We start from the raw sequence: 12,991 nt of genomic DNA, 5'->3' as shown, positions 1-12,991 counted from the left end.
CGTTCCCGGTGACGGGGACGCGGCACAGGAGCTCCCATGCTTATTCAACGCATTTTCGCCTCAGTGCTGTTGCTGGTCTGTGCCGGCCTGGCACTGATGGCGTGGCCGTACCAAGCGGCTTTTTCCTACGAACCGGTGGGCCCGCGCGCCTTCCCTCTGCTGATGCTCGGCCTGATGGGCGCGGCGCTGCTGTACATGGTGTTCCGCCCGGCACCGATCAAACACAGCGATGACGAGCCGCCACTGGATCGCGAAACCCTGATCAAGATCGCCGCTTGCGTCGTCCTGCTGCTGGTATTCGCCGGCACGTTCGAACCACTGGGTTTCATCATCGCCAGCATCATCACCGGCGTTCCGATGGCTCGCCTGTACGGCGGCCGCTGGCTACCGAGTGTGGTGATCATCAGCCTGATGGCGATCGGTCTTTACCTGCTGTTCGACCGTGTGATGGACGTTCCGCTGCCTCTCGGCCTGCTCAGCGTTCTGGAGAACTGATATGGATACTCTTGGCTATTTGGGTCAGGGTTTCGGCGTCGCGCTGAGCCCGTACAACCTGGTGACCGCGCTGTGCGGCACACTGATCGGCACCGTCGTCGGCCTGTTGCCGGGCCTGGGCCCGATCAACGGCGTAGCATTGCTGATCCCGATCGCATTTGCCCTCGGCCTGCCACCGGAGTCGGCGCTGATCCTGCTGGCAGCGGTGTACCTGGGCTGCGAATACGGCGGCCGGATCAGTTCGATCCTGCTGAACATTCCAGGCGAAGCCTCCACCGTGATGACCACCCTCGACGGTTACCCGATGGCCCGCAAAGGCCTTGCCGGTGTGGCGCTGTCGCTGTCGGCGTGGAGTTCGTTCATAGGCGCGTTCATTGCCACCTGCGGCATGGTCCTCTTCGCACCGTTGCTGGCGAAATGGGCGATTGCTTTTGGCCCCGCGGAATATTTTGTGCTGATGGTGTTTGCGATCGTCTGTCTCGGCGGCATGGCCGGTGACCGTCCGCTGAAAACATTCATTGCCGCGTTGATCGGTCTGTTCCTGTCAACGGTCGGCATCGATGCCAACAGCGGTGTGTACCGCTTCACCGGCGACAACATTCACCTGACCGACGGCATTCAGTTCGTCGTGTTGGTGCTGGGTCTGTTCTCGATCAGCGAAATTCTCCTGCTGCTGGAAAAAACCCACCATGGCCAGGAAGCGGTGAAAGCCACCGGCCGGATGATGTTCAACTTCAAGGAAGCGGCCTCGGTATTCGTGGTCAACGTCCGTTGCGGCGTGCTGGGTTTCATCATGGGCGTGTTGCCGGGTGCCGGCGCGACCCTCGCCAGTGCCGTGGCCTATATGACCGAAAAACGTCTGGCCGGCGCCAGCGGCAAGTTCGGTGAAGGTGACCCCCGTGGCCTCGCCGCGCCGGAAACCGCGATCGGCGGCGCAGCCTGCGGTGCGCTGGTGCCGATGCTGACCCTCGGCGTTCCCGGCTCGGGCACCACCGCGGTGATGATCGGCGCTCTGTCGCTGTACAACATCACCCCGGGCCCGCTGCTGTTCCAGCAACAACCGGACATCGTCTGGGGCCTGATCGCCTCGTTGTTCATCGCCAACATCATGCTGGTAATCCTCAACATCCCGATGATCCGCATCTTCACCCGCATCCTTGCCGTGCCGAACTGGGCACTGGTGCCAGTGATCGCGATCATCACCGGGATCGGCGTCTACGCGGTGCACGCCACTACGTTCGACCTGTTCCTGATGATCGGTATCGGCATCTTCGGTTACATCCTGCGCAAGCTGGACTTCCCGCTGTCGCCGCTGCTGTTGGGCTTCATCCTCGGCGAGTTGATGGAGCAGAACCTGCGTCGCGCCCTGTCGATTTCCAACGGTGCGCTGGAAATCCTCTGGTCGAGCCCGATCACCCTCGGTGTCTGGGTGCTGACGGCGATCATGCTGCTGATGCCGATCATCCGCATCTGGCGCAAACGTTCGGTCGCGCGTCGCGCCATTGCCGATGTTTGATCGTGCTTCACTGAAATCCTGGTGGGGAACCCCGCTGGTCGGTCTGCTTGGCGGTTACCTCGCCAGCCAGATCGGCTGGCCACTGCCGTGGATGGTCGGCTCGTTGCTGGCGATCATCCTCGTGCGCTGCCTGACCCCGTGGCAACTGACGGAAATCCCTGGCGGCCGCAAGTGCGGTCAGTGGATCGTCGGCATCGGGATTGGCCTGCACTTCACCCCGGTGGTGATGGAGCAGGTGCTCAGTCATTTCGGTTTGATCTTCTTCGGCGCACTGGTCACCAGTGTCTCGGCGGTAGTCGGCGTGTGGCTGATGCGCCGCACCGGCGAGGACCGCGCCACGGCGTTTTTCTCGAGCATGCCGGGCGGTTCCGGGGAGATGGTCAACCTCGGCGCCCGCAACGGCGCGATGCTCAGCCACGTCGCGGCGGGGCAAAGTTTGCGGGTGCTGGTGGTGGTGCTGTGTGTGCCGGCGGCGTTCAAATATTTGCTCGGCGACGGCACACCGATTTCCCACGCTGGCAGCGTCGATTGGCGCTGGCTGGCGATTCTGTTTCCGGCGGGCGGTTTGCTTGCGTGGCTCTGGCAGCGTCTGCGCCAACCCAATCCGTGGCTGTTCGGGCCGTTGCTGGTGAGTGCGGCGGTGAGCATTGGCTGGGATTTGCACATTGGTTTGCCCAATGGCGGCAGTCAGATTGGCCAATGGCTGATTGGCAGCGGTCTGGGTTGTCACTTCAATCGGCAGTTTTTCCGCCGTGCACCTTCATTCATGGGGCGGACGTTGATCGGCACAGCGTTGACCATGTTGATTGCGACACTGGCGGCGTTGGGGTTGAGTGCTTTGACCCATCTGGATCTGCGTTCGCTGACGCTGGGCATGATGCCCGGCGGGATTGCCGAGATGAGTCTGACGGCAGAGACGCTGCAATTGTCGGTGCCGTTGGTGACGGCGATGCAGGTGATGCGGTTGCTGTTTGTGCTGTTTCTGGCGGAGCCGTTGTTCAAGTACTGGAATCGTAATCCCGAGTAAGTCTGCAAGACCGAGTTGCCTTCTTCGCGAGCAAGCTCGCGAAGGGGCCCGCTCAGCCAACCGATCAAATCGGCGGCAAACGCCACTCGATCGGCGTCTCGCCATTCTGCTCGAGAAACTTGTTGGTCCGGCTGAAGTGTCCACAACCCAAGAACCCGCGATATGCCGACAATGGTGACGGATGCACCGACGTCAGCACCAGATGCTTGGTCGCGTCGATCAGCTTCTGCTTGCTCTGCGCGTGCGCGCCCCAAAGCATGAACACCAGATGCGGCTGGCGGTCGCTGACCAGCTCGATGATCCGATCAGTGAAGAACTGCCAGCCCTTGTCTTTATGCGCATTGGCGTTGGCACGTTCGACGGTCATGGTGGTGTTGATCATCAACACGCCCTGATCGGCCCAGCTCTGCAGGTAGCCGTGATTGGGAATATCGATGTTCAGGTCGCGCTTCAACTCTTTATAGATGTTGACCAGCGACGGCGGCGCCGGCACGCCCGGTTGCACCGAAAAGCACAAGCCGTGGGCCTGGCCCGGGCCGTGATACGGGTCCTGGCCGAGGATCACCACCTTCACTTTATCCAGCGGCGTCGAGTTCAGCGCGTTGAAAATCATCGGTCCCGGCGGATAGATTTCCTTGCCGGCCGCCCGCTCCTGCTGCAGAAACTGGCGCAACTCTGCCATGTAAGGCTGGTCGAACTCAGCACGCAGTGCCTCCTTCCAGCTCGGTTCGAGTTTGATACGGTCGTCAGCAGTCATGGTCATACCCGGCAAAAACAATGGGGCAAACCCTAGGAAAGCCGATCACGCTTGTCAATTGATCTGATGCAGATCCGGCACTTTCCCACACAACGATCATACTGATCGTTCAAATTCCCGATCGAGGTCACGATGAATCTGCACTTCGAAGAACTCACCGGCACCGACGGCGCCCGCATCGGTATCGCCAGCCTGGATGCTGAAAAATCGCTGAACGCGCTGTCCCTGCCGATGATCAACGCCCTCAGCGACAAGTTGAACGCCTGGGCCAAGGATCCACAAATCGTCTGTGTGCTGCTGCGCGGTAACGGCGCCAAGGCCTTCTGCGCCGGCGGCGAGGTGCGCAGCCTGGTCGAGGCCTGTCGCGCCCATCCCGGCGAAGTCCCGCCGCTGGCTGCGCAGTTTTTCAGCGCGGAATATCGCCTGGATTACAGCCTGCACACCTATCCGAAACCGTTGATCTGTTGGGGCCATGGCTATGTGCTCGGCGGCGGCATGGGCCTGTTGCAAGGCGCGAGTACGCGGATCGTCACACCGAGCAGCCGTTTGGCCATGCCGGAAATCACCATTGGTCTGTATCCGGACGTCGGCGCCAGTTGGTTTCTCGCGCGGCTGCCGGGCAAACTCGGTTTGTTTCTGGGCCTGACCGGTGCGCACATGAACAGTCGTGATGCGATCGATCTGGATCTGGCTGATCGCTTCCTGCTTGACGAACAACAGCCGCAACTGATCGAAGGCCTGCTGCAACTGAATTGGCAGGAACAGACCGACATGCAACTCAACAGTCTGCTCAAGGCCCTGCAGCAGGAAGCCGTGGCGCAGATGCCCGAGGCACAGTGGTTGCCACGTCGTCAGCAGATCGACGAACTGCTCGACGTCAGCGACGTGACCTGCGCCTGGAAAGCCATCAGCCTGCAACGCGACAGCATCGATCCGTTGATCGCGCGGGCAGCGAAAACCATGAGCGAAGGCTCGCCACTGACCGCGCATCTGGTCTGGGAACAGATCATCCGCGCCCGCCATATGTCGCTGGCCGAAGTCTTTCAGATGGAATACACCCTGAGTCTCAATTGCTGCCGGCATCCGGAATTCAGCGAAGGGGTTCGCGCGCGGTTGATCGACAAGGATCAGAAGCCGCACTGGCATTGGCCGGACGTCAATCACGTGCCGGATGCAGTGGTCGAGGCGCACTTTCACAAGGTTTGGGAGGGCCGACATCCGTTGGCGGATCTGACGCAGTATTGAACTGACGCGATGCTCGCGATGACGACTGGATCCCCATCGCGAGCTGCCTCAATCGGTCGCCATAAGACTCAGACATTCAGCTCGTAAAACTGAATGATCTCCGTCATCGCCCGCTGCGCTTCTTCGTCGCCCTTTATCAAAATGTCTTCGACATCCCTCAATGGCGGAAGAGGATGCAGACGTTCAGCAATCTGCATCGCGCTGTAGTCTTGAGTCGCTGTTCCTTCGCTGACTCTTATGAAGCCGATAGCGCTTTCGCCTGCGGCAAAATGATTGGAAACCCGGATTTTCGGTGCCATGCCGTAATCCACCACGATCACCAGATCATCGCGCTCACGGTGAAACTTCAAGTTGTCGATCGTCAGCCTGCGTTCGGAAAAGTCGATCCCGTCAAGGCCGTCTCCGCGATTGATGATCACGTCCCTGCCGAGGCCATCGTATCGGTAGATATCATTTCCGGCGCCGCCGGTTAGCGTGTCATTGCCCGGCCCACCCAACAGCAGATCATCACCGGGGCTGCCCGTGAGCACGTCATCCCCTTCCATGCCTCGGATTTCCCCCGCGCCGCTTATCGTGTCGTTGCCTCGACCACCGACTAACGGCAGCGCCCGTCCGTCTCGCAGAGACGTAAAACGCGTTGAATTGTTAACGGTTACACCCGTATGAAAAGTCTCGGGCGCAGGGCCTAGCTGACTTGACTCCAAGAGTTGTTTCAAACTCACGACCGACCCATCGGCGAAATTCAAGAGCTCAATCCCGGCCCCCTCGAGTTCACCATTGAGGGGCAAGACGATGCGAACTTTCTGTATCCCACCCCAATTGATATCGAGTGTCGGATGGAGCATTTTCGCTCTTGGCGGATTGCGGTGTGCCCCGCGACCTGGGTTGGGTTCCAGTTCGACATGTGTGGTTTCTATCAGCGCAGCACCCCAGCTCAATTGCAGTGCATCGCACTGCGCATCTGCTGGAAGGACGACAGTGTCCTGATCGATCAATCCGTACTCGTCTTTCCACCCCGCTGCGCCAACTTCTGCTCGGTGGAAAACAGGGTTCGGCACATCCGCAATCGTGGTAGTTGCTCCGGCGTGCGCTTGCACGATGTAGGTATCGGCACCGTCTTCACCGTAAAGCCAATTATCCCCTGCCCCACTGACCAGATAGTCGGCGCCCTCGGAGCCCAGCAAGGTATCGTCACCTGCACCTGCGGATAAAAACGCGCCCGGTTTTCTGTCGCCGACAGTGCCGTAGTCAAGTGGGGAGCCTGCATAGGCGACAATCAGATCGTCTCCCGCGCCGCCGTGGAAAACGTTTTCCACTTCGACGTTGACTCGCCCGCCGGCATCGTCGCCTGGGACGATTTTGCGTTTGATCGTTTCAATTGTGACATCCCAGCGAAACGCCTTGGGCACCGTTTCCCCCGAACCGAAGCTTGCTGCCGGATAGATGTACCAGCCCTCAAGCGCGCCGGATTCCTTACGGTCTTCAACCAATACATCTCCCGTATTGAATGAAAAGCCGGTGGCCGAGCCGGATCGATAATAGCGAGGCGCTTGACGTGAAGAGGCTATCGTCCCATCGGCTTTCACCTGTTTATGTTCGACACGAGTTGTGGTTTTCGACTGCCTTTCACTGACCACGGCATGCCCTGCATCAACCTTCATCCATGACGGCGTTTCAGACAGTGTTCCCGCTTCTACGCTGTCATCGCTCAGCTCGGTGTGAGTGATGTAACCGGTGTCGCTAGTCGTGATATGACTGCGAACCCAGACGCCTTGATCACTCAAGGTGAAACCTGTGGCGTGTTTGCGGGCGGAGCGTCTGGATTTGATTTGCGCGAGGAATTTTTCAGTCCAGTCAACGGAGTGATCAGATGCCACAGGGCGTTGCGCCGCGATGGTTACATCGTCTGGCAGAACCGGGTCATCAACTTTGCTTTGCTGGATTCCTGTGGCGGTTACAACTTCCGGTACAGGTGACTCGGGCACCTTTATCGGCGGCAATGTTTTGCGCAGGACATCCTCATAACCAAGTACAACGCCATCGCTGAAACTGAATGTGGAATCCTTCCACTGCTCGTGACTCTTGATGAGTATCGCGTCGCCCGCGCCATTGAACAGCCGCAATACCCGGCCTACGGAAACATCAATAATGTCGGCTTTCAAACTTTTCGCAGAGAACCCGGCACCGAACTTGATGACATTGCTGCCACCTGAATCGGTGATAACGTCAAGACCATCACCCACCCCGAAATAGTAAACATCAGCACCGTCATGGCCTTCCAGCACGTCGTTACCGGCCCCGCCATCAAAAACGTTATTGCCGGAATCGCCACGAAGGTGGTCTACACCCTCCCTGCCCAACAACGTGTCGTTGCCACCACCGCCCAGCAAGGTATCGTTGCCTGAACCACCGTCCAGATAATCTGCGCCATGTTCGGCTTCGGCTGTCTGCGCGTAGTCGCCGGATAAAATGTCATCATCAGCGCCGCCATAAAGCGTGTCGGCGCCCAAGCCGCCCAAAAGGGTATCGTTTCCTTCATCGCCTTGAAGGTAATCATTGTTGATTCCACCTGACTGCAGGTTGGACACATCGCCATCCAGCGCGTCAGCTCCTGCCCCACCGATCAGGGTATCGGAACCACCCATTCCCTGAAGTGTGTCATCGCCCGCTCCACCATCAAGTAAATCATTGCCGTGATAACGAACCGGATGCTCAGCATTGTCCCCGGCCAGCGCGTCGTTACCTTCACCTCCGAACAGCAGATCATCCGCCCCGCCCCCCAAAAGTGTGTCGTCTCCCGCACCACCGTCGAGCAGGTCATTTCCAAAAAAGTGGGCGGCGTCACCGGCAACGCCGTTCAGTACATCGTCATCCCCGTGGAGAGTGTCATTGCCAGAGCCACCATAAATCGCATCGGCTCCACCGTTACCAGCGAGCCAATCATCGCCACTGCCACCGTCCAATACATCGTTGCCATGGTGTTTGCTTTGCAGTCCCCCGCCCCAATCGAGGTTGTCTCCCATTATCGTGTCGTTACCGCTTCCTCCGGCCAGCGTGTCATCCCCGCCATCCCCTCCAAGAAGATCATCTTCAGTTCCGCCATCAAGCAGATCCTCGCCCCATCCGCCATTGAGAACATCGCGACCGCCCTGGCCGTAGAGAACATCGTTATCTCCCTGCGTCGAACTATTAAAGGAGGCCTTTGAAAAGACAGTTCGGTGACTGGTGACACCACCGTCTATAAGAACGTCGACGCGTTTGAATCCCCATTTCTGCTCCAGCGCGCCCGTCGTTTCATCCCCTGATAAAACGTCATCTCCCGCACCTCCAATCAGCGTATCCCGATCGTTACCGCCCAGAAGCACGTCCTGGGATGCCGTACCGATGAGCAAATCGTGACCTGCCCCGCCATCAAGCCAATCGCCTCGAGCGGCTTTCCCTTTAGAGTCGCCAGCGGCCATGGCTTTTTCGAGCGTCGTCTGTTTATCCCCAAACAACTGATCGTTTCCGTCCTTGCCGAACAATCGGTCTGATCCACCAAGTCCGAGAATGATGTCGTCTTTTGCAGAGCCGTAGAGCACATCGGCCTTGTTTCTCTGTTTTACGTTGGGCAATAGCAAGGCGTTGCCCAACTCATCGTATGAGAACTGATCACCGGGAACATTGGGGTCGATATCTTTCGCTTTCCAGTCGCCCTGGAGAACCAGATCGGGAGCAGAGATCGTATGGTCTTGGTGTTCAGGAAGTCGGATGCCAAGCATCCCGGGGCGGAAGTTCTTGATAACGACGAGGTCGTTCAGGCCATATTTGATGTTGAGGGTGGGTTCAGTGAGTTCTTCGATGAGGGTCAGGGTGATGGCCTGATCCTCGGTCGACCAGATATTGCTCAAAGGGGCTCGGCGTTTGAGTGAAGGAATCGGCGAACCGTTGATCCACAGCTGCCCATTGGCGTTGGCGTCGAAGATCTCATCAATGCCATCACCGCTGGAAAACTCATAGCGGTCGCTGCCTTCGCCACCGCTCAAAGAGTCGTTACCCTTTCCTCCGACCAGAACATCATCACCGGCCATTCCGTGCAACGCATCATTGCCGTCGCCTCCGCCAAGCAAGTCGTTGCCGCGTCCACCCTCGATGACATCGTGACCTGCCAGTCCGTTGATCGTGTCATTGCCCGCGCCGCCATACAGATGATCAGTGTTCGCACCGCCCGCGAAAGACCGCGCACCGTCATCGCCGAACATGACCAGCGGATTCAACACACCGGTGGTCATCGGCGCCTGTTTGGCTGAGGCGAGATCGGAGTAGGAAAACTTCTGCAGCGAGTGTTCTCCAAACGAGCCCTGGGTTCGGGCAATCAACCGGGCCAACATCTGCGCACGATCGGCAAGCCATTGCGCGGTGATGAAACCTTCGCCGGTCAGCGGATCGTAGAGTTCCAGTCCGCGTGCGGGGTAACCGTCATCGCGTTCGATGACGATTTCACTGAGTTGCTTCAAGGAATTGCGCAGCGCCAGGCCGATGGATGTCGACTCGCCAGCCAGTTTTGCCCATGAATTGGCGTTTCCGTATTCACCTATTGCTCGGGTGACGATGCTTTGGGACTGCTCCGGTGAAAATGCCGAGAAGAATGCGTAAGCGTTGGTGGCGAAGGTTTCATCGGTGGTAGCTGGCGCTGCTGAATCGCCGTCGTAGGTGCGCTTGAACATGTCGAGGAATTCGTTCTGGCCATAGCGCAATATCAGGTCGACCACGACGGAAACCGGCGTGCCTTTCACTACATGCTGAATCAGCGGATTGAGGCTGCCACTGGCGAGCGCGATATTGATTTGCTCTGGCACGACGGAAAGCAGACTTTGCAATGGATTGACGCCGAAATTGCTGATCGCCGCTCGCAGGCCGACACTGTAGGAATCGATGGCGAACAGAATATTTTTATAGTCATCGAGCCTGTTGGCTTTTGTTTGAGTCGGCGGGCCGCCATCTTCCCCTTGCGCATCACCCGCAGAGATCAATCTCCAGGTTTCATAGGGCGGCGCTCCACCCAACAGGCTGAACCCGACAGTCCCCGACCAACCGGCATTGCGTTTCACGGCTGTATCGTCCTCCCCGCAAACCTTACTAAACAGAGCCTCGCCAATCGCGCTGGCATCGATTTCTGCGATCTGGCTGATGGATGGAACCGTCCAGGGTGCCAATCGATCAGCGAGGGATCCGTCGATCAGGGTATTGATGAAATTGACGGCGACCTGATTGGATGACAGTTGCATCAGGTCTTCACTGAAGATTTTATTCAGTCTCAATTCGCCTTGACGCGAGGTGTAGCCGCGAATCAGGGCGGAGTAGGCACCGTTTCCCCCGTTGGCATCAATGGCCACGGCAAGCCAGAGCCTGGCGCTTTTCAGAACTTTTGCAGTCTCTTCATCAACAGCTAAAATTTCAGAAACTCTTCCATCGATAATATCAAACAGCTTTTGATACAGCGGAGCGCAGCCAGCCCCAGCCAACTCCAGCGCTTCGTACTGAAGCTCTTCTGAGCGCAGCCTCATCCCTTCGCAAATATTGGCCGAATTAAAGATTTCTGTTTTTTCCATATCGCTAAATACATAACTCATCGTTACTTCCTTGTAATAACAGCGTGTGAAAGATAATCACTGAGAAACTTGAGCATCCCAGGTGCTTCGCGTAATGAGGAAAGTCGGAGACTTACGCGACCGTGCCCCCCGGAAAAATCAAAGCTGTGCAGCTCCACTGTGCAAAAAAACTCAACTTTCCAAAATCCAGGTTTTCCAATTCAGTTCTGCTGAACTTTGCCAGTTTCTTGCCAGTCAGTTCTTCCTCGGAAGACGGACGTATCAAGCCGTCACAATTTATTAATCGAGGGGTTCCATCACGCCGCGACCAGCCAGTAATGACAAACGTTCTAACGACCCCCTCATTCTTGAAATGCGGCGGAGGTGCATTAAGCCAAAGCTCCAGTCCCGGATAATTTTTTAGCTTTACAATCAACTCATCCGGCCAGTTGACGTGCCGATAGCCCCGCTCATGGGGTTCAGTGTTTTCTTTTTTTGTATAAAGCCCGGCGGTCAATTTATAAAGACGCCAACTTTCAGGAGTCGGCTTTACACTCTGATCGTGGTACGACCGTATCTCCGTCCCGGTCCACCAGAAATGCCCCTTGAGCGTATTGGCAAGGCACGCTTTCTTATTCGCCAGTTCAGGCATACCTACATAAAACTCCGGCACCAGAGTCTTATCCACATAGCTGCCGCCCAGTATGGGCACCTGCTTCATGCTCGCCAGCTTCTTTTGACAGGCCTCCTGATCCGCGTAATAGATTGCCATCGCCTCGGCGACTTGTTCTTCACGGATATAAAAATCCACCACGCAATAACAGGCATAAACAAACAAGCCGCATTTCAACAACTTCTTAAACCATTTAACCCATGGCTTACGCGACATCCGGAGCATTTCAAATCTCCCTGTCAAACTGACGAGCAGGCTGTTTCTTGAGATGCCCGAACATCGCGCTTTCAAATACGTCAAAGTAGTGTTTCGTGCCGTACGCCACATCAAATCTGCTCGCCGTCAACTTCGCAGCGCTACGAAGGCAGTCGTACTCATCAACGGAATCAAGAACCTTGGCAATACGTTTGGCGATACCGTGATGATCGAAGAAATCCACCAGCATTCCATTGTGACCATCGATGATCACCTCCCTTACCGGAGCCGTATCCGACGCTACTACCACACACCCAGCCGCCATTGCCTCCAGTAACGACCACGACATAACAAACGGATACGTCAAATAAACATGAACCTTTGAACAGTCCAGAACTGCCCGGTAAGTCTGGTAAGGAAGCTTCCCTGTGAAATGAACGGTGGAATGATCGAAACTTACCTCTGCCTCCATCCGGCTGCGCCAATTTGCATAGCCAACCGGCTTACCCCCATAACTGACGTCATCACCGCCTACTATGATTATCTGCGCATCGGGACACTCAGCCTGAATATGCGGGATCGCTCGCATAAAACTGTGAAACCCGCGATAAGGCTCAAGATTCCTCGCGACATAAGTAACGATCGGCTGCCCGGCTCTCAGTTCGACGCCATTGGGCAACCTGACGGCCCCAGTTTTCGCCAAACTGGAACTTTGAATGACGCCCTCGTGAATAACCCGAATGGCCGACTGATAAGCTGCAGGAAACAGACTGCGCTGCCACCGCGTGGGCGCAATGGCAATGTCACATTGCTCAAGATTCAAAAGATGCAGCGAATTGAGCACTCGCAGCCTTGATGACTCTCTTGTGGCTCGCGGGAATTCAGGGTCGAACCCGGAATCTGCGCCCTGCGCCCGATAGTAATATTCGCAATAGTGAATAAGCGGCGCGTCAGGATAGACATCCTTGACGAACAGCGTTTCCCCCCATCCGGGATGAGCGAGAATCACGTCCGGCCGATAACCCGAATGTTTCAGCCGGCTCAGAATTTCAGAAACCTTCTGTCCATCAGTCACCGCTTGTTCGTAACGGGTCAGGTAGGGGTGAATACCGCCCGGTGCTCGGCTGGCAGCGCGGTATCGATATATTTTCACCCCAGCGATACCCGGCGCCGTATCCCGACCTATCGCCAAAACCTCATAACGCCTGTCAATCGCCGCCAGCACCACATGACGGAACTGGCCCGGAAAGTTTTGGTGAATCACAAGAAGCTTCATAGCGGCATCGTCCTTTTATTCGCCGCTGTTGAACTGAGTTTTGCTCACCTTGATCGGCACGAACAGACGCTAACAAATGCAAGGAAATGAAACTGTAGGAAGCGTCTGGGAATGCCCTAGGAGATGGCTAACGGGGCGACTTTTTCGACGGGCATAAAAAGTGGCGCAGGGTTCATCTGACCTGTACGCAAAGACTCATACTTGGTTTATGGCGTTTATTCACGGAGTGTTTTTACA

The 12,991-nt window shown here is 56.9% G+C and carries 8 protein-coding genes; 4 read left to right on the top strand and 4 right to left on the bottom strand.

Annotated features, from left to right (window positions below):
- Positions 1 to 36 precede the first annotated feature (36 nt).
- The 3 genes from AB4N74_RS01485 to AB4N74_RS01475 are packed head-to-tail and all read left to right on the top strand — an operon-like array spanning position 37 to position 3,038.
- Positions 37 to 495 carry a tripartite tricarboxylate transporter TctB family protein gene (locus AB4N74_RS01485; RefSeq protein ID WP_016984708.1) on the top strand — a complete coding sequence of 153 codons (459 nt, stop codon included), beginning with the start codon at positions 37 to 39 and terminating at the stop codon, positions 493 to 495.
- Between the two features lies 1 nt (position 496).
- Positions 497 to 2,011, top strand: coding sequence for a tripartite tricarboxylate transporter permease (locus tag AB4N74_RS01480; RefSeq protein WP_016984709.1), 1,515 nt, complete (start codon positions 497 to 499; stop codon positions 2,009 to 2,011).
- Positions 2,004 to 3,038, top strand: coding sequence for an AbrB family transcriptional regulator (locus tag AB4N74_RS01475; RefSeq protein WP_038358335.1), 1,035 nt, complete (start codon positions 2,004 to 2,006; stop codon positions 3,036 to 3,038). Before AB4N74_RS01480 ends, AB4N74_RS01475 begins: the two co-directional genes overlap by 8 nt.
- A 64-nt stretch (positions 3,039 to 3,102) precedes the next feature.
- Here the strand turns inward: AB4N74_RS01475 and ung are convergent, their stop codons facing one another.
- Positions 3,103 to 3,795 (bottom strand): uracil-DNA glycosylase, encoded by a 693-nt coding sequence (gene ung, locus AB4N74_RS01470; protein ID WP_460098032.1) that lies wholly within the window; start codon positions 3,793 to 3,795, stop codon positions 3,103 to 3,105.
- Positions 3,796 to 3,927: 132 nt separating this feature from the next.
- Between ung and AB4N74_RS01465 the strand changes: the two genes are divergently transcribed.
- Positions 3,928 to 5,040 carry an enoyl-CoA hydratase/isomerase family protein gene (locus AB4N74_RS01465; RefSeq protein ID WP_460098031.1) on the top strand — a complete coding sequence of 371 codons (1,113 nt, stop codon included), beginning with the start codon at positions 3,928 to 3,930 and terminating at the stop codon, positions 5,038 to 5,040.
- Positions 5,041 to 5,108: 68 nt separating this feature from the next.
- On the opposite strand, the gene AB4N74_RS01460 is transcribed toward AB4N74_RS01465, so the two are convergent.
- From AB4N74_RS01460 to AB4N74_RS01450, 3 genes are all read right to left on the bottom strand, one after another.
- The gene (locus AB4N74_RS01460; protein ID WP_460098030.1) at positions 5,109 to 10,652 is read right to left on the bottom strand and encodes a calcium-binding protein; all 5,544 of its coding nucleotides are present in this window, start codon (positions 10,650 to 10,652) and stop codon (positions 5,109 to 5,111) included.
- 91 nt (positions 10,653 to 10,743) lie between these two features.
- On the bottom strand, positions 10,744 to 11,508 hold the full coding sequence (locus AB4N74_RS01455) for a hypothetical protein (protein WP_460098029.1): 765 nt from the start codon (positions 11,506 to 11,508) through the stop codon (positions 10,744 to 10,746).
- Position 11,509: 1 nt separating this feature from the next.
- On the bottom strand, positions 11,510 to 12,754 hold the full coding sequence (locus AB4N74_RS01450) for a glycosyltransferase family 4 protein (protein ID WP_460098028.1): 1,245 nt from the start codon (positions 12,752 to 12,754) through the stop codon (positions 11,510 to 11,512).
- Positions 12,755 to 12,991: the final 237 nt, after the last annotated feature.

It is taken from the genome of Pseudomonas sp. H3_C08 (genome assembly GCF_054669455.1).
This window is presented reverse-complemented; position numbering and strand designations above follow the sequence as displayed.